General features: G+C 38.5%; 16 protein-coding genes. 11 read left to right on the top strand and 5 right to left on the bottom strand.

The features are described from left to right. The first annotated feature begins 28 nt into the window (after positions 1-28). Positions 29-979 (top strand): hypothetical protein, encoded by a 951-nt coding sequence (locus tag R3E32_14105; GenBank protein ID MEZ4885862.1) that lies wholly within the window; start codon positions 29-31, stop codon positions 977-979. Between the two features lie 522 nt (positions 980-1,501). On the opposite strand, the gene R3E32_14100 is transcribed toward R3E32_14105, so the two are convergent. Both R3E32_14100 and R3E32_14095 read right to left on the bottom strand, forming a co-directional pair. Continuing rightward, positions 1,502-2,287, bottom strand: coding sequence for an alpha/beta hydrolase (locus tag R3E32_14100; GenBank protein ID MEZ4885861.1), 786 nt, complete (start codon positions 2,285-2,287; stop codon positions 1,502-1,504). A gap of 110 nt (positions 2,288-2,397) precedes the next feature. Continuing rightward, entirely contained in the window at positions 2,398-4,179 is a 1,782-nt protein-coding gene (locus R3E32_14095) for a T9SS type A sorting domain-containing protein (protein MEZ4885860.1), read from the bottom strand. A gap of 32 nt (positions 4,180-4,211) precedes the next feature. Here R3E32_14095 and R3E32_14090 point away from each other — a divergent pair, with 32 nt between their 5' ends. The 3 genes from R3E32_14090 to R3E32_14080 all read left to right on the top strand — a co-directional run bounded on the left by R3E32_14090 (position 4,212) and on the right by R3E32_14080 (position 6,239). Continuing rightward, a complete protein-coding gene (locus R3E32_14090; protein ID MEZ4885859.1) occupies positions 4,212-5,012 on the top strand; it encodes a DUF4476 domain-containing protein in 801 nt (266 codons plus the stop codon). A 123-nt stretch (positions 5,013-5,135) separates the two neighbouring features. Continuing rightward, the gene (locus R3E32_14085) at positions 5,136-5,507 is read left to right on the top strand and encodes an iron-sulfur cluster assembly accessory protein (protein ID MEZ4885858.1); all 372 of its coding nucleotides are present in this window, start codon (positions 5,136-5,138) and stop codon (positions 5,505-5,507) included. Between the two features lie 6 nt (positions 5,508-5,513). Next, a complete protein-coding gene (locus R3E32_14080) occupies positions 5,514-6,239 on the top strand; it encodes a phytanoyl-CoA dioxygenase family protein (GenBank protein ID MEZ4885857.1) in 726 nt (241 codons plus the stop codon). A 27-nt stretch (positions 6,240-6,266) separates the two neighbouring features. On the opposite strand, the gene R3E32_14075 is transcribed toward R3E32_14080, so the two are convergent. Next, entirely contained in the window at positions 6,267-7,589 is a 1,323-nt protein-coding gene (locus R3E32_14075) for a DEAD/DEAH box helicase (protein ID MEZ4885856.1), read from the bottom strand. Positions 7,590-7,894: 305 nt separating this feature from the next. On the opposite strand from R3E32_14075, the gene msrB reads away from it, so the two are divergent. The 7 genes from msrB to R3E32_14040 all read left to right on the top strand — a co-directional run bounded on the left by msrB (position 7,895) and on the right by R3E32_14040 (position 14,974). Next, positions 7,895-8,470 carry a peptide-methionine (R)-S-oxide reductase MsrB gene (gene msrB, locus R3E32_14070; protein ID MEZ4885855.1) on the top strand — a complete coding sequence of 192 codons (576 nt, stop codon included), beginning with the start codon at positions 7,895-7,897 and terminating at the stop codon, positions 8,468-8,470. A 265-nt stretch (positions 8,471-8,735) separates the two neighbouring features. Continuing rightward, complete coding sequence (locus R3E32_14065; GenBank protein ID MEZ4885854.1) at positions 8,736-10,130, top strand: ATP-binding protein; 1,395 nt, start codon at positions 8,736-8,738, stop codon at positions 10,128-10,130. Positions 10,131-10,277: 147 nt separating this feature from the next. Continuing rightward, entirely contained in the window at positions 10,278-10,766 is a 489-nt protein-coding gene (locus R3E32_14060; protein ID MEZ4885853.1) for a hypothetical protein, read from the top strand. 257 nt (positions 10,767-11,023) lie between these two features. Beyond that, positions 11,024-11,566 carry a DUF3857 domain-containing protein gene (locus R3E32_14055; protein ID MEZ4885852.1) on the top strand — a complete coding sequence of 181 codons (543 nt, stop codon included), beginning with the start codon at positions 11,024-11,026 and terminating at the stop codon, positions 11,564-11,566. Between the two features lie 91 nt (positions 11,567-11,657). Further along, complete coding sequence (locus tag R3E32_14050) at positions 11,658-12,089, top strand: hypothetical protein (protein MEZ4885851.1); 432 nt, start codon at positions 11,658-11,660, stop codon at positions 12,087-12,089. Between the two features lie 142 nt (positions 12,090-12,231). Next, positions 12,232-12,984: a hypothetical protein gene (locus R3E32_14045; GenBank protein ID MEZ4885850.1), complete on the top strand. Its 753-nt coding sequence runs from the start codon at positions 12,232-12,234 to the stop codon at positions 12,982-12,984. Between the two features lie 40 nt (positions 12,985-13,024). Continuing rightward, positions 13,025-14,974 carry a DUF3857 domain-containing protein gene (locus tag R3E32_14040; GenBank protein MEZ4885849.1) on the top strand — a complete coding sequence of 650 codons (1,950 nt, stop codon included), beginning with the start codon at positions 13,025-13,027 and terminating at the stop codon, positions 14,972-14,974. Positions 14,975-14,976: 2 nt separating this feature from the next. Here R3E32_14040 and R3E32_14035 read toward each other — a convergent pair whose 3' ends face one another. After that, positions 14,977-15,594, bottom strand: coding sequence for a gliding motility-associated C-terminal domain-containing protein (locus tag R3E32_14035; protein MEZ4885848.1), 618 nt, complete (start codon positions 15,592-15,594; stop codon positions 14,977-14,979). 122 nt (positions 15,595-15,716) lie between these two features. Continuing rightward, entirely contained in the window at positions 15,717-17,357 is a 1,641-nt protein-coding gene (locus R3E32_14030; GenBank protein MEZ4885847.1) for a T9SS type A sorting domain-containing protein, read from the bottom strand. Positions 17,358-17,480 lie beyond the last annotated feature (123 nt).

Below are 17,480 nucleotides of genomic sequence, written 5' to 3'. Positions count from 1 at the left end.
AATGCGGATAAAAAGCAAATAATTCAATATGGAATCAAAGCTGTCTTTTGACTTTAAAACGAACCAAAAAAACTCAATACTCTGGCTTTTATTTGCTTTCGTTCTGATGGGCTTCACGAATGAAAAAAGAATTTCGGTTAAAGAGGAAAACTCCGAATTACCCGAAAAAATCAGAATACACTATCATCTTGGTTATGATTGGCGAGGTACAATCAATCAAAAAGAAATTCGTGGAGGAAAAGTGAGGAATGAAAAAATCACCTATCGCCTTTCAAAAAACAAACAAAGATACATCGCTGATTATCTTTTTGTTGAAAATGACATTATGGAGTTCAAGGATGGAGAATTCGGCGAGAATTTACTTGAAGACTGTTGTAAAACACAGAATATAAACAAATCGTTTTCTGCTTCAAAAATTCAGTATTTGGTCGACAACTTGTGTGATGACTATCAGCAAAATGAAGAGAATGGAAGTAGGTCGGAATTTAACATTAATAGACCTTATCTGGTAGAAGAATTGGAACTGAAAATGTTTGACTTAACCGAGGATAAGTTATTTAGTTTGTATGACCAATTTGTAGGGAAAACAGATAGTCTTACGAGTAGTGAGATAAATAGAATATTTTTGGATGAATTAATTGAATGTAACTCAGCTATAGTCATGAGTTCTGTGACGGAGTGGATTTCTATAGGGTTTCGATACAAAGACGAGGATTACCAACTGAGTCAAAGTACTTTAGTAGAAGGAAATATTCGTTGGGAAATGCGAAAAAACAATCAAAGCTATAAGTATGGGTTTGTCTCACCAAAAATAAATGATGAAATAGCCTACATGCTTCCCAAAAAAATGTTTGCTAAGAAACGACTACAATTTTATAAAAGCGAGAAGGGAATAATGAAGTTTTTAATTGATAGTTTTGGACAAAGTATGGAAGCGGAGGAAAGGTATTGGATGAAATATGAGAAGAGGAAAAAGTGAGTGAGTGAGTGAGTGAAAGATAGTTTGTAGGTGAAGTAAGTAGTGAATAAGAATGAAAAATACTGTTAGTAAACAGGAATCTTTGAAATTCTTATTCCCCGCTATAACCATCATTTTTACACACATTTCGCCACCAATAAATCCCTATTGCTCGCCAAAAGTGTTATTTTCACAGAAATTTCGCAAGCAATAAATAAATTATTATGCAAAATACTTTGGTTATCAAATAAAAATAAATACAGGGTAAAGTAGAATAAGTTTTTTTTGTATTGGTAGTGACAGAAGATTTGTTTGAAGAAGCTTAACGATTTCAGATTAAATAGTACCTATTAGAGTTGCCTTATTGCTATAAAAACCAATATCATCAACCCTCAATTCTCGAAGAGTTTTTGAGTAGATTTTCGTTCTTCTTCTTCGGAAATACATCCACAAGGACATTTTTCTATCTTTCCATTCAATTGATATTTGTTGAATAATTTATACAGATTTTCTATTATACTATCTATCGTCATTTCTTCTTTTTTATTGGGAGCTAATAATACTTTGCAGCAATTGTGCAGTTTTTTCAGGTGCTTCTAAAGGGAACAAATGTCCTCCTTCAAAAGGGATAAAAGTAGCTGGGGGCGAAAACGTCTGTTTCAAATACTGCAAATCCTTTGGTCGCAATACGCCGTGTTTGGTCGCATGGATAAAATAGGTAGGTCGCTGCAATTTTGTATTCGATAGGTAATAGGGCGTGCTGCAAAAATTGTTGTATTCCACTTCTCTTGAAAAAGCCAATTCTATTCCATTCCCATCCGCTGAATCTTTAAAGCCGTGTTGAATATAATCCTTAAAACATTGTTCGTCAAAGTTTTTGAACAGTGATTTTTTTCTAAAAGATTCATACACCTGTTCCCTACTATCGAAGTGCGTACGTCGATTCTTGGCTTTTTTAGCAATCGGCACGAAGTATTTCGACAAGCCCAAATAGTAATAAATGCCTATTCCTACACGCACCCAAGGACTGAAAAGCGGAGGGTCGAGTATCAGCACTATTTCAAACAACTCGGGGCGTTGAATGCTTGCGAAAAGTGTGAGGACTCCACCCAGTGAGTGTCCTGCTCCAATGACAGGTTCTTGGTGTTTGGCTTCAATGTCTGCAATCAATTCTTGGGTCAATTGCTGCCAATTTCGGCCTGCTTTGTAGGCTCCATGTCCGAACATATTGACATAACTGAACTGATAATCACTATCAAAGCACTCAAAAAAATGTTGGTAACTTTTTGCAGGAAAACCGTTGGCGTGAGAAAATTGTATGGTTGACATTAAATTACAAATTTTAGAATTTAGACAGATTTCGCAGATGAATCTTCGAAGTGTAAGTTATGTGTTTGTTTTTGTGGTAATGATAAAATTCTTGCTTATCATATTTCGTATCACATCTTCAACAACCTCCAAACCTGATGTCCATTCCCTTCTAAGTTATTCACCTTCAATAAATACACTCCTGAAACGGTCATCACCTCAGATAGTTTCAAATCACCTGTCGAATCATTCGTTGTCGTTTGCCAAACCGTTTGCCCAGTAGTATTGAAGAGTTGCCATTGAAGGTTTTTTGTGCCTTCGATTTGGTAATGTATTTGCAGCACATCTTCAAAAGGATTGGGTTGAATGGTCAATTGCAGAGGCGTTATTTTTGAAGCAATATCAGTAGTCATTGTCATTTCAAAGTCGGTTATTTTGGGTAAATGGTCGGAAGCAGTTTTGGTATCATTGGCATTGAGATTATAGTAGTCCAAATCTTGAAGCGGCATCAAGGTTGTGTTGAGTGTGTAAGCCTTTTTTACCTCCATCACACTGTTGGAGTGAATCATAAAATCCAAACGACCTGCGGGAAAACTGCTGTCTTCCCCCAACCATGTAAAGGCCATGTAATCACCCGTTTGAGGAGAAATAACGTCTTCCAAATCACTGTCATCCCAATCCAAGGTAGCATCTTCACCAAAAACAAAATTGTTGACAATGTCGCCCGTCAATAAAGTGGTCAAAGGCTGTGAAGAACCGACCAAATTGAGGTCTCCTGCCAAGACGAAAGGCGTGTTTTCGGGTAAATCTATCCTACCACCAACCGTTTTGGCATCTGCAATAAATGCCGCAAAAGCATCCGCTTCCACTTGTCGCCTTGCATCACCATCTCCACAACATTTGAAGTGAGCATTGACAACCAGCACATCTTTCGGAAAAATGGTTCGTGGCAATTGAATGAGCGAAGCAGTGAGTCGATTGCCATCCAATATTTCCCAACTTTTCAGAATCGGATAGCGACTTGCGGTAATATTGCCATCGTCCAATTTTACGGTATGCCAGCCTGATCCATTCGGTAAACTCAAGATATTGTCCATGAAGTTTTTGGCATAAGTAGCGGTGACATCCCAGCACTCATTGAAGGTGATAATGTCGGGCTGAACGGCCTGTATAGTTCGCCGAAAAGCTCCTGCTCTACTGCCGTCTGTTAATCCATTTTGCAGTGTATTGTAGGTCATCAATCGGAGGTGATTTTCCTGCGTCCTTTCTATGTTAATGTTTGAGTTCGCTTCGGGGGTGTTTTCTTCAAAAGAATAAGTGAACACGCTGCCATTGTTGGGCATAGCATCTCCATTGAAGGTGCTTTCGTCTTTAAAAAGTGCTTTGATAGAACTATTTGAGAAGACAAGCGTACTATTATTGGGCATCAAAGCATGACGACTAAGGGCGATTTCGTGTTGGAATCCACTGACTGTCGGCAAACTGCGAAAGTCGATGCGGTCAAAATTGTAGGTAAAAAGGCTGTTGGCAGGATACATATAGAGCAGCCTGTTGCCAAAGTCAATACCAATTTCTGCTCCAATTCCGTTAATAGTTTTGCCTGTTTGTGAATTGTCATCGGTATCGAGGTATAGAAATAAGTCGTTGTTTTCTATCAACTTGATGTTTTGATTCAATTGAAGTCGAATGAATAGGTAGTCCTTGTTGTTGGTCATCGAGAAATTCAATAAGTCCAAGCCAAATGCACCATTCGTATCTCCAATCGGATCGGTATATTCTGAGGAGATATTGAACCAATCGTCAAATCTGCCATCTAAGAAGATAGGCACATTTTGGGCTTTCGCCTGCTCAAACAAACAGCACATACTCACCCAAACCAATATGATAGACCCAAATTTGCGAACTCTAACCATGTTCGTTTTCTTTTTTAAAATAATTGTCAAAAATGAAAAAGTATCTTATTAACATCCCAACAGCCTTGCTGTTTTTGCTTTCATTCAGTCAAGTGACTTTTGGACAAACGGCGAGCATCCATTTTACCTTTCCAGAGGATGCTGGCGAGAACCGTCCACCTTTTGAGGTATGGCTCAACGATGTTCAACAAAGTGCAAAAAACGCCAAAGCGGTAATCGTCACAGACATTCCTACGCCTGTTTGCCGACTTCAATTGATATTATCGGATAACGGAAACGCCGAAAAAATACTGCAAAATATTTATTTACACGAAAATACAATTTACACCTACCATATTGCCAAAAATAAATTTGACAATTATGGAGTGTTTTACGACAAGGAATCGCCTATCACAACGAACCCCAAAGGCATTGTAGAGATTGCTTATAAAACTGTCTCGGATGCTTCCACAGCGAGTGTACCTGCTGCTCCTAAGTCGGGTCGCCTGACGTTTTTTAGTGTTCCCGACCTTTCTCCTACGCCTCTGTGTACTACGCCATTGAAGGATGCGGAAATTGTGAACCTTAAATCGTCGTTGGTAAAAGAGGAGTTTGAAAACCGAAAATTGCAGGCTGCCAAACAGCTGATTAGTGGAAAATGTCTGCAATTTAAACAATTGAAGGAGTTGATGACCTTATTTGAATTTGAAAAAAGCAAACTGGACTTGGCAAAATTTGGCTACCACTATGTCCAAGATATTGACAACTACAAGGTTGTTCAAGAAACCTTTGAATTTAGTGAATCCAACAATGATTGGCAGGAGTATATTGTTTTTTTGAAGCAGTATCGGTAGGAATTTGGGGCTTTGATATTGGATATTTCAATATTAGAGGTGAATTTTTAATTGGCAACTGTTCTTCAAAAGAACTATTTTTGTGGTAGAATTGTTGAAGAGTACATAAAAAAACACAGTATCATGAGTGAATTAACAAAAGAAAGACCAACTACTTTATTAGATACGCCTCCTGTTCAATTTACACAAGGTGCAATTAATGAACTGAAAACCTTGCTATACGAAAAAGACGTGCCTGATACACATCAATTAAGAGTCGGCGTGAAGGGTGGAGGATGTTCTGGCATGAGTTATATTTTGGGCTTCGACTTGAAGAAAGACGGAGACATGGAGTTTGAAGTGGATGGCATTCCGATTATTCTCAACAAAACACATACGATGTATTTGATTGGGATGGAGGTCGACTACGTGAATGGATTGAACAACAGGGGTTTTGTGTTCAACAACCCCAATGCAGAATCGACTTGTGGTTGTGGCAGTTCTTTTTCTGCTTAGACTTCAATGGGTTTCCAAGAAAATAAACAAGAGCTGGAGGAATCTGGCTTTTCAGTGATTGCAGCAGTTTACACCGAATCGGAAATTGCTGCAATTTCTGTATGTATGGATGCCATAGATTCAGAAGAGGCTTCTTTCATGAAAACGAAAAATTTGTTTGCAGTGAGGCAATTATTGAAGAATGTCCCTGCATTGAAGCCCTTACTTTTCACAAAGCAATTGATGCAACTAATTGAAGAAATTGGAGGAAAAGACTATTTTCTCACCAAAGCCATGTATCTTGACAAACCCAAAGACTCCAATTGGTTTGTACCTTACCATCAAGACCTTAGCATTTCTGTGAATAAAAAAGTGGCTATCGAAAACTACAACAGTTGGACTTTCAAAAGAGGTCAATTTGGTGTTCAGCCTCCTGCCGATATTCTCGAAAAAACCATTACCATAAGAATTCACTTGGATGATACGGATGAAAACAATGGCGCATTGAAGGTAATCCCAAAATCTCATTTGAAAGGCGTTCGTAGGTTCGCTTCAATCGATGATAGCAATAAAGAATCTGGCACTTACTGCAATGTCAAAAATGGCGGTGTGATGTTGATGAAGCCCTTGACTTTTCACGCATCGAGCCGAGCGATTAACGAGCGACAAAGGCGTGTAATCCACTTGGAGTTTTGCAACCAACCTTTGGTTAAACCTTTGGAGTGGGCAGAAAAATTATCGGTTTTTTATTGACCTTCTTGCTTCAATTTCATTTCTCGATTATTCATCAACCCAAACCCTCACCTTCTTCCCCTTGACTTTTTGATTGTCCACTTTCTTTACCAAACCATTCATTTTCTTGCTTTTGACAGCCACAAGTGAAAAGAAGTGTTTCACTTCAATAATTCCGATGTCTCCTTTCTGCAATCCTCCTTGTTTGATTAAGAAACCAACAACATCGCCTTTACTCACCTTGTCTGACTTACCTTTGTTGAGCGACAATGTTTGCCATTCAGGTTTTGGAGGAGGAGATACATTTTCGTGAAGTTCAAACGTTTCGAGTGTATTGTTTAGATAGTCAGGGAGTTGTTCTTGTGGAGATTGTAGCAAAAAAACCGTTCCTGTGGCGTGCATCCTTGCAGTTCTACCATTTCGATGCACAAAAATATCTTCTTTGGGGGCTAAATGGTAATGGACAATGTACTGGATTTCGGGAATATCCAATCCACGAGCCGTAACGTCCGTCGAAACTAAAATTTGATAGGTTCCGTTTCTGAACTTCAATAGTTTTTTCTCTCGGTCTATCTGCTCCAATCCACCATGAAAATAGTCGTGAACAATGTCTTTTTCGTGCAAAAAATTACTAACCCGCTCTACGGTTTCTCGAAAATTGCAGAAAACAAGCATAGACGCATCTCCCAAATTACAAATCAACTGGTAAAGCGTTTCGAGTTTGTCTTTATCGGGGGATTTCACCAGTTTCACCTCCAATTGTGGCATCTGTTCTTCATCTTCAAAATCCAGATAGGTAGGATGGTTTAGCCCCACAAAAGAGGGTATTTGCAGGGAGTGGGTTGCGGAAGTTAAAATCCGCTTTTGCAGCAAGGGCAATTGACCAATGATGTACGCCATTTCGTCCTGAAAACCAAAGGCTAAAGATTTGTCAAACTCATCCAATACCAACATTTTTGCCTGTGATATGTCAATATGGTCTCGCCATATATGGTCTTTCAATCGCCCAGGAGTAGCAACTATAATATCGGGGATATTTTTGAGGTCTTTCTTTTCAAGCCTAACAGGGTGTCCGCCATAACAGCAGCTTACTTTGTAAGGAATTTTCATGCTTTGAATAACGCTCGTCACCTGCAATGCCAACTCTCTGGTAGGCACTAAAATGACCGCTTGCACTACTGTACTTTCTGGCTTCAAACGGCTGTAAAGGGGCAGTAAAAAAGCAAGTGTTTTCCCCGTTCCTGTGGGTGAACGCAGTACAATGTCTTGCGTTGTTTTCCCCGCTTCAATGGTTGTCAATTGCATCTCATTGAGGGCTTCAATATCGAGGTTTTGAAGAATTTCTTGGAAATTTGGAAGCGTACTGTTCATGGTTTTTGGAGTTTTTCCTATTGCTACAAATATTAAATAAATGGCAGTTTCTTTTTACCTAAAACTTCGACTTAATCGTATTAAAGAACTAATAAACAGCTAACTAATCACTGTACTATATTATTTGAAGCTCTTATTCGATGAAGAGCAAAGATACAGCGAATAATTTATCTGCTTTTGTTTAATTTGTCCTATACCAGCATTATGAAAAGAAATTGAGTTGTCAAGCAGAACGTTTTACATCATTTTTGCATTTTATAGTATATCAAGAACGCTGCTTTTTGAATACTTAAAAAATTAACAACATGAAAGCCACAGGAAGAATTATTGGAATGTTATTATTATTGATAGTAACAGCAATGGGATGTTCTCAAAACCAAAATCCCAGCAAAATGGCTATGGATAAATCTGAAATAGAAACTTCTGCAAAAATAGTGAAATTGCAGGATGATACAGCCATAACTTCGACAGACCAGGACAAATTACCTTTTGAAAGGGTACAAAAAACAGAAGCGGAATGGAAAGCTCAATTGACCGCAGAACAGTATTATGTAGCACGACAAAAAGGTACAGAACGTGCCTTCACTGGTGAATATTGGGATAATAAACAAAAAGGAACTTATCACTGTGTCTGTTGTGATTTACCCTTGTTTTCATCCGAAACAAAGTATAAATCTGGTACAGGATGGCCCAGTTACTGGAAACCTATTGAAGAAATAAATATTTATGAAAACGAAGACAATACTTTTGGTATGAAACGTGTTGAAGTGATGTGCAATCGGTGTTTTGCCCATTTGGGACATGTATTCCCTGACGGTCCACCACCGACCAATTTGCGCTATTGCATCAATTCAGTGTCTTTAAAATTTGAACCAAAATAAAATTAAGTTTGAAAAATACATAAATTAGTATTAACTTTGATATAGAGTATATCGCTGCTTCTTTTATCCCCTATATAATAAAGGTAGGGGTTCATAAATTTGACCCAACACTACTTACTTCCACTATTTTACTTTACAATAAAAATTCTACTAACCCAATAATTGCCATGAAAAGGTATATTCAAATACCTTTTATTTAACGAGTAATAAAGATTTTCTGAATTACTTATTGAAGTTTAAAAACTTTACCAAAGAGTATAATTATATGCCCCGTCCACCCTCTATTGAGAAATCAATGATGGAGAGTTTAACCAAGTCCTCTGTATCAAAGCCTACATACGAAGAACTATTGTGTAAGTGTAAGGCTCTTGAAGAACAGGTAGAAAGAAGTGTGTTGGTAGAGCAGCATTTAACAGAAACAAAACATGAATTGGATGAAGAACTAAACCGTTTGAAAATCATCCAACAATACGATGACAAAACCATGCGTATTCAGCGAATATCGGATTTTGCCCTCACAACTGTAGGTCATTTTGCCCTTGCCTTCAAACTTCCAAAATGTATTCTTTTCGAGTTTGACGAACTCAATCACCAAATTTCCACCTTGGCACAGCACGGAATGTTGGAAGTTCCTGAATGTTTAGATTTTGATGCCGATATAGTATCTCAAAAACACAGTTTTATCGCTACTCCTCAGCATCCTATCTATTTATATTTAAGTAATATTCAATTTACAGAAGCTATTGTTTGTCCGACATTTAACCACATTGGCGATTTGTCGGGTGTGATTGTGACAGGCAAACAAGCGGTAGATGAACCCTATTACAGCAAAATAGATTCTAAAGTGTTACCTTCTTATACCGTAATGGCCCATAAAGCTGGTGCACTATTTCAAAACCTAAAAACAAAACACCAGTTAAAAGAAGAGATTGAAGACAGGAAACGAATTGAAAAAAAATTGGCAGAACGGGCTTTTGACCTTATGCGCTCCAATTCTGACTTGGAGGAATTTGCCTATATCGCTTCTCACGACCTGAAAGCTCCTGTACGAACCATTTCCAGCTTTTCGCAGCTATTAGAGCGAAAATATGGAAACCTTTTGGATGGAGAAGCCAAAGAATACTTGAATTTTGTGGTCAATAGCACTAGTCAGATCAATCAACTCATTGATGATTTGCTTCAATATTCACGTATTAGCCGAAACCGAGGAGAACTAGAACAAGTTGACTTCAATCTATTGGTAGAGATTGTGAAAGGAAACATCGTCAGTACAATCAAAGAAAACAATGCCCAAATTGTTGCAAAAGACTTACCAACAGTCGATGCTAACTACCTGAACATGATACAACTGGTGCAAAACTTGATAGGTAATGCCATCAAGTTCCGCAAAAAAGACGAAACCCCTATCATTCGCATCAGTGTGCAAGAGGATGAACATAATTACATCTTCAAAATCGCTGACAACGGAATTGGGATTGATGAAGAATACAAAAACAAAGTATTCGCCATCTTTCAACGACTACACAACCGAGATGAATACGAAGGTACAGGAATAGGCTTGGCCATCTGCAAAAAAATTGTAGAACGTCACAAAGGAAGAATCTGGTTTACCTCCAAATTGAATCGAGGCACCAATTTTTACTTTACCCTGCCCAAATAGTCTGCCCATTCGATAAAAACCAAAATTCGTCTAAATGGTTACATTAATACTTTTTAACCAATTTCTTAACATCTTACTCCCCAATAATTATTTATCTTTACATAAAAATTACGAAATTTTTTATTAACCAATCAAACAACAAATTTCATGAAGAATTTATTTGCACTATTAGTAGTTGCTGTATTGTTCACACTTGGAAATGACACTTTTGCTCAATGTTCTAAGTCCGCAGCTGCTTGCAGTAAAAAAGCTGCAACTGAAACAGCTGCAACTACTCAAGAAACAACAAATGGAGTAACTGTGGTAAAAGCTTCTCTTCAAGAAGACGCTACTACTGCAAAGAAATCTTGCTCTAAATCTGCTGATGCTGCAGGCTGCTGCTCCAAAAAAGCAAGTGATGCCAAAGCTGCTGCAACTACTCAAGAAACAACTGATGGAGTAACTGTTGTGAAAGCTTCTCTTCAAGAAGACGCTACAACCGCAAAAAAATCTTGCTCTAAATCTGCTGGTGCTGCGGGCTGCTGCTCCAAAAAAGCAAGTGATGCCAAAGCTGCTGCTGAAACAAAAACTGAAGGTACTACGACTGTAAATGCTGAAGTACCAGCAGTAAAAGTTAGTGTTGAAAACAACAAATAAGTTTCAGTTGAAGTTTCAGTTGAAGTTTCTTCTGATAAAATGCTGTATGTTAAAATCCAATGTTTTTGAGAATAAACTTCAATAGGAATCTTTTGAATGAAGAACTGCTGATTGCCAATGTGCAATCAGCAGTTTTTTTTTGCAGTTTGTTATGATTTTTTTTCAAAAATCAATATTATTGTATAAATTGACGAAAATTTTCAATTATAGCATTAAATCAAGACTGAAAACGTTATTAACAATAAAAAAAACCTTATATGAACTTTTTTCCTAAGCTATTGATATTTTTTTTATCACTTATTTGTAGTATGCCACTATTGGCACAACCCACTCCCATGAAATTTGGAGATATTAAAATGAGTGATTTGAAGATGGAAAAATTTGAAGCCGATCCTGATGCCGCCGCCATTATATTGGGAGATTTTGGCGAAGTAGATTTCGAATTGGGACGTGGCTATACTGAATACACACGGCATCGCCGCATAAAAATCCTCAACAAAGCAGGTTTCGATTGGGCAGATATTAGTATAGGCTATGCAGCAAGAGGAGGGAAAATCATCAATATCAAAGGGATGACCTACGTATTGGATGGTGGTAAAATGGTAGAGCACAAATTGGATAAAAAAACCATCATTGACGAAGAAGTCAACAAGAACTACAATCAAAAGAAAATTTCGATGCCTGCTGTCAAAGAAGGATGTATCATTGAATACATATACACCGTTATTTCTGAAAACTATATAGTGCCTGATTGGTACTTTCAAACTTCTGAGCCTATTTTACATTATACAGAGTTATAGGGTAAAAATCCCCAAATATTTTATCTATGCCGACTACTATGAAGGTTCTCACTTCAAGAAATGCGGACAAGAAAATTACTCCAACACAGAAATGCTATCAGGCAAACCCTTCAATTATTCGGGAACTTACTATCGCAGAATAGCTGAAAATGTTCCCGCCCTTGAAGAACCTTTTATGACCAATCCAATGACCACCTCAAAGTTGGCTATCAACTTGCAAACCATCAAATTTCCTCGTAACATTTTATGGAAGATTATAAAAAGCGAAAAAGCTGCTTTATGGAAAGATGAAGATTTTGGTTTGAGTTTGAAGGGATACAGCAATGGATCTGTAAAAAAAGCAGTACCCGATGTTGTGGCAAAAGAAAGCAATAAAAAGAAAAAATGGTGGCTATCTATGATTATATACGAAAAAATATGGAGTGGAATGGCTACTACAACAATTGGACAAGCCAAAGCCTCAACAATGTTTTCAGTGAAAAAACAGGAAATAGTGCTGATATCAACCTCATGTTGTGCTTAATGCTTAGAGAAGCAGACATAGATGCAGAACCAGCTATTTTGAGTACTCAGAAGTCATGGTAAAATGAACCCACATTTACCCCTTTTTAGACCAATTTAATCACGTCATTGCTTATGTCAAAATTGGAGAAGAAGAATATTGGTTGGATGCCATTCACAACAATTGCCCCTATGATTTATTGGACGAAAACGACCTCAATCAAATGGCATTTGTGGTAAACAAAGACAAACCTGAATGGAAATCGCTGACTTCCAAACAAAAATACCAACACCTCGCCAATGCTACCTTCACCTTGAGCGAAGAAGGGAACTTGGAAGGAACAATTGCGTGTTCCGACAAAGACTATTCTGCATTTTACAACAGAATCAGCCTAAAGGAAGATGGGGAAGAAAAATTTGCACAAGATAGATTTAAGGAAGACATCACAGACATGGATATGAAAAAATACACTTTCGAGAACAAAGACGATGTTTCTGAACCCTTAAAATCTGAATACCAAATCGACATCAAATCTGTGGCTACCATTGCAGATGGACGTATTTACCTCAATCCCATGCTCAATGAAGGTGTAACAGAAAACCCCTTCAAACTAAAAGAACGCACTTTTCCCGTAGATTTTGGCCATGGGTACAGCTATACCTACATCTTCAATCTGGAATTACCCGCAGGCTATGCAGTAGAAGAAATGCCTGAAGCAATGCGCCTTGTACTTCCCGAGAAAGGTGGTTCATTTACCTACAATATCAGTGCAAATGAAAATAAATTGCAGATGATGAGTAAGTTATCTATCAATCAAACACTTTTTAAGCCAGAAGAATACAAAGCAATCAAAGAATTTTACGATTTGATAGTAGCCAAACACGCCGAGCAGATTGTATTGAAGAAAATGGAATAGTTTTGTCTTATATCTTTTGTCAAAAAAACAGAAAAACAAAATGAAAAAAATTACCTATTTAATAACGTTATACATCACCATTTTTATAGTCCAATACAGCAATGCCTCCACCACCTACGCCGCTGGTGATGCACCCATATATGCTGCCCGAAACATTCCTCCCGAATTGGTGAAAGGAGCAAAAGCCGTCATCCGAAACTCCGTTGAAAGTTTCACCGTCAAAACTGAGGGAACTGCCACCTACAAAAACTATTGCGCCATTACCATCCTTAACGAAAATGGCCGAGATTTTGGGTACATCAGCGAACAGTATGACCAATTCACCAACATGAGTAAAATCACGGCTACACTGTACGACGCCAATGGCAAAGCTGTACGAAAACTCAAAAAAGAAGAGGTGAGCGATATGAGCGCCACCACTTTTTCGAGTGGCTACGGCGACAACCGTGTGGTAACAGCCAAAATGGTGTATGATGATTACCCCTATACCATTGAATACGAATACACGATCAATTACAAAGGGTTGTTGTTTTATCCAGCTTGGTATCCTCAATCTGAGGAAGGATTAGCTGTACAAAAGTCAAACTTTATCATTGAAGTACCCAATTCACTACCGCTTCGCTACTATTCCGAAAGCGATGAATTGAAGCCCAAAATTGCGAAAGAAGCTGCTTCTACCATTTACACATGGAAAACTGAAAACCTAAAAGCCATTGAAATAGAACCCTATGGTCCTGCTTGGTCGGGTCAAGTATTGCGTGTATTGACCGCCCCAACTGACTTCAAAATTGACGGATATTCGGGAAGCATGGATAGTTGGGAAAGTTTTGGAGAATGGTATTTTGCCCTCAACAAGGGCAGAGATGAACTTTCGTCCGAAACCATCTTGAAAGTGCGACAACTGACCGAAAATGCCAAAACCAATAAAGAAAAAGTAAAACTTGTTTACCAATACCTACAAGATCACACCCGCTATGTGAGCATTCAATTGGGCATTGGAGGATGGCAAACTTTTGAAGCTAAGGATGTCGAAAAAAACAACTATGGCGACTGCAAAGCCCTGACCAACTACATGCAGGCGATGCTCAAAGTCATTGACATCCCTTCAAAACCCGTATTGGTGAAAGCAGGGCGAAAAGCCTCCAAAGTATGTGCAGGATTTTGCAGCAATCAGTTCAACCACATTTTCTTGACCGTACCTTTGTCCGAAGAACAAGATACGCTGTGGCTCGAATGTACAAGCCAACAATCTCCCCTCAATTATATGGGCGATTTTACAGACGACCGAAATGTATTGTTGATTGATGAACAGGGCAGTAGAATTATTCGCACCCCCGCCAGCACTGCAAAAGACAACAAGCGGGAACGCAGCATTGAAGCCAGAATATTAGAAGATGGAGGCATTGCTGCAAAGGTGGACATTCGATACCGAGGATTGCAGCAAGATTACCCACGAGCAGTCGCAACTTTGGCTTCACCGAGAGAACAGGAAGAATGGCTGCAAGAGGTAATTGAATTGAGCGGTGTCACCATCAACGAATACGAATTTACAACCGTCAGCAAAGACGAACCTTTGGTAGAATTGCAGGTCGACATCCATGCCCGTCAATACGCTTCAAAAGCAGGTAAAAGACTGTTGATCAACCCCAACTTGTTGAGCCGCATCACCACAGTTCCGAAAAAAATGGAGGAACGCACGCAACCTCTTGTATTGCAGCGCCCTTACTCCTACGAAGACGAAGTACATTACACCATTCCCGAAGGTTTTGCCATCGAAAGTATGCCCAGTGAACCCGTCAAAATTGAATCAGAATTTGGTACTTACCAAGCTCAGTTTTTTATGAGTGAAGATGGTAAACTGCAATACAGCCGCAAGTTTCAGCAAAATAAAGTGGACTTACCCGCCGAAAAATACGAGGATTTCCGACAGTTTATGATGGAGGTGAACAAAGCGGATAAGACGCAGGTGGTGTTGGTGAAGGGGGAATAAACTCACCTCACCAACACCACAAACCCTTGCTCCAATCTCGGTGCTTTTGCATCTTTTGGTAAATATTCCACCGTCCAAACATACGAACCAATCGGTGCATCTTGGCCTTTGAAAGTGCCATCCCAAGCAGCCGAACTGCCTGATGCTTCATAGATTTTTTGCCCCCAACGATTGTAAACCGTGAAACGCAATACTTCCGCCAAACTGCTGACAGGCTTCAATACATCCTCCAATCCTTTCACTGCAAAAGGCGTGAAATCGTCTATCTGTACCACCAATTCTTCCCAATCACTAACCACTGTTCTGATATCGCCACTCGCTCGAATATTGGCATCATTGATAACTTCTCCATTCCCGTCCAAAGGCAATAACCAATCCCGACTGAAAATAACCGTAGCGTCTATACTCAATTCTTCAAACCCATCACAAGAAATGCTCACATAACAGCCACTTTCTGTATCTCCCGTTATCATTTTTCGCAAAACAATACCCGATTTTTGCTGACTAATCGGGATATACACATCCGACATCAAACCCAAACGAGCATCTCCTACTATTCCTCCTTTTTTGGTAAATTTGATATTGTCCGAACTGCCCCCACAAGCCCATAAACAGGACAATAAACAACCATTTACCAATAGGTAGTATTTTAGGCTTCATACACCAAAATTTTCTTTTATGTTAGAAACTCAATTTTCTTAAGTAACTCGGAATCTACTCCGAAAGGCAGCTAATCTTTAGCTTACTCTATCATCAGTTTTCCATTTCCCAAAACAATATCTCCCTCTCGTAATTCAAAGAAATACATCCCTGTTTCCAAACCTGCTCTTTTCAACAAAATACCTTCTTTTGTTTGGTCATAAGAAATAGACACTTTTTGACCGATAGTAGTATATACATTTAAGGAAACTTGCTTACCCAAAGATTCGGGAAAAACCAATAGGGTTTCTTTATCAAAAGGATTAGGTACAACCTTGATTTCTGTCAGATAGTTAGACACTTCAATATCATTGATTACATCTGAAGCCCAAATTTCCACATTGCTTTCACTATTCGTTACCAACATATGTAAACGTTCTCCTATCACAAACAATCGTCTTATGCTACTACTGGTAAATCCAAGATTAGATAGAGAGCCGTTTAGCAATATCGTTCCATCAGCTGTTCCATCGGATTGATACAAGCCTATTTTCCCCTGTTCATAGTCGGCAATAAAATAAAGTAAGCTTCCCAAAGTAACTATGTGTCTGGGATTACTACTTCTAAACCCCTCTCTAATGTCAATAATGATTTGTGTACCTTCGGTAGTGCCATCTGTTACCCACAACTCTTTACCTTCTCCCAAAACTTCTGAAAAATCAGGAGCATTATAGTTATCACCTACAGACAGATAAACCTTATCCTTGAATACAGTCAAATATTCGGGATTATTTACAAGGAAATTATCCTCCTTGTACGTTCTGATGAGACTCGTTCCAGTAGGTGTACCATCTGTTGCCCAAAGCTCACCATCTGAGAAATGGTCACCGTTGTTAAATAAAAGTATGTCTTTGTAAGGGGTAAACTCTGACCAGGGAGAAAAATTACTAGCATTATATATGTCTAAATTTATTTTTTCTTCTGTATTCACATCCAATCGCCACAGAGTTTCATTATCTGTTATAAAGTAGAGGAAATTATCAGTAGTTATAAAATCTTCAGGCTCACCTTCAAAGTCAAAAACCGTTTCAGAATTAGTTCCTCTTGTTGTCTTCTTACGCAACCGAAAGTCAGTAGCAGCAAAATACAATGTTTCTCCTATAACCACTCTATGCTTATTTAGCATTGGAGAAATTGAAGGGTTACTGGGTTTTGTCAGTTCAATCACTTCTTCCAGCACTATATTACCTGTTCCTAATTCAATGCTGTACATATTCATCTGCTCATCGCTCTCCTCCGTAAATGTCCAAAAGTAAACCGCATCTTTAAAACCCACCATTGCCATCGGCATTGCGTTAGCACTTCCTTCTGCTAAATCGGTCAGACGATAAGTACCATCTATTGTTCCGTCACTACGCCATAGTTCTTTTCCATGTTCTTCATCAAATCCACTAAAATAACATACTCCTTGATACACATCCAGTTGAGGATTTTGAGGTAATTTGTGTAAAAAAACTGTGCCTTCTTCTGTTCCATCTGTTACCCAAAGGTCCAACTGTACCGATCCTTGAAAGGGGCTAATTGTAAAAAAAAGCTTGTCTTCACTTGAATAAATTGTTCTGCTATAATTCAATTCATTGGCAGAAATCTCCTTCACCAAAACCATCTCCTGCCCAACCACCCAGTCAGAGTCAGCAGCCAAAAGCCCAAAAACCAAAAAAATAAGTGTAAAAAATTTGTTCATGTCGTGCTAATTTTAATTTTAAACTTTAAAAAAATATTCACAAAAAATAGAGATTTCAAATTTCGGCATCTTTTCAAATTTCCACAACCGTTTACAATCTATAATTGAATTACAATGATAAAA

The organism is Chitinophagales bacterium (assembly GCA_041392475.1).
Classification (GTDB): domain Bacteria; phylum Bacteroidota; class Bacteroidia; order Chitinophagales; family UBA2359; genus JAUHXA01.
The sequence above is the reverse complement of the archived record's forward strand: the minus strand, read 5'-3'. Positions and strand labels throughout refer to the sequence as shown.

Bases quoted from the DNA above. Each gene is read 5' to 3' on its own strand.
- R3E32_14105 (MEZ4885862.1), top strand. From the start codon at position 29: ATGGAATCAAAGCTGTCTTTTGACTTTAAAACGAACCAAAAAAACTCA.
- R3E32_14100 (MEZ4885861.1), bottom strand. From the start codon at position 2,287: ATGTCAACCATACAATTTTCTCACGCCAACGGTTTTCCTGCAAAAAGT.
- R3E32_14095 (MEZ4885860.1), bottom strand. From the start codon at position 4,179: ATGGTTAGAGTTCGCAAATTTGGGTCTATCATATTGGTTTGGGTGAGT.
- R3E32_14090 (MEZ4885859.1), top strand. From the start codon at position 4,212: ATGAAAAAGTATCTTATTAACATCCCAACAGCCTTGCTGTTTTTGCTT.
- R3E32_14085 (MEZ4885858.1), top strand. From the start codon at position 5,136: ATGAGTGAATTAACAAAAGAAAGACCAACTACTTTATTAGATACGCCT.
- R3E32_14080 (MEZ4885857.1), top strand. From the start codon at position 5,514: ATGGGTTTCCAAGAAAATAAACAAGAGCTGGAGGAATCTGGCTTTTCA.
- R3E32_14075 (MEZ4885856.1), bottom strand. From the start codon at position 7,589: ATGAACAGTACGCTTCCAAATTTCCAAGAAATTCTTCAAAACCTCGAT.
- msrB (MEZ4885855.1), top strand. From the start codon at position 7,895: ATGAAAGCCACAGGAAGAATTATTGGAATGTTATTATTATTGATAGTA.
- R3E32_14065 (MEZ4885854.1), top strand. From the start codon at position 8,736: ATGCCCCGTCCACCCTCTATTGAGAAATCAATGATGGAGAGTTTAACC.
- R3E32_14060 (MEZ4885853.1), top strand. From the start codon at position 10,278: ATGAAGAATTTATTTGCACTATTAGTAGTTGCTGTATTGTTCACACTT.
- R3E32_14055 (MEZ4885852.1), top strand. From the start codon at position 11,024: ATGAACTTTTTTCCTAAGCTATTGATATTTTTTTTATCACTTATTTGT.
- R3E32_14050 (MEZ4885851.1), top strand. From the start codon at position 11,658: ATGCTATCAGGCAAACCCTTCAATTATTCGGGAACTTACTATCGCAGA.
- R3E32_14040 (MEZ4885849.1), top strand. From the start codon at position 13,025: ATGAAAAAAATTACCTATTTAATAACGTTATACATCACCATTTTTATA.
- R3E32_14030 (MEZ4885847.1), bottom strand. From the start codon at position 17,357: ATGAACAAATTTTTTACACTTATTTTTTTGGTTTTTGGGCTTTTGGCT.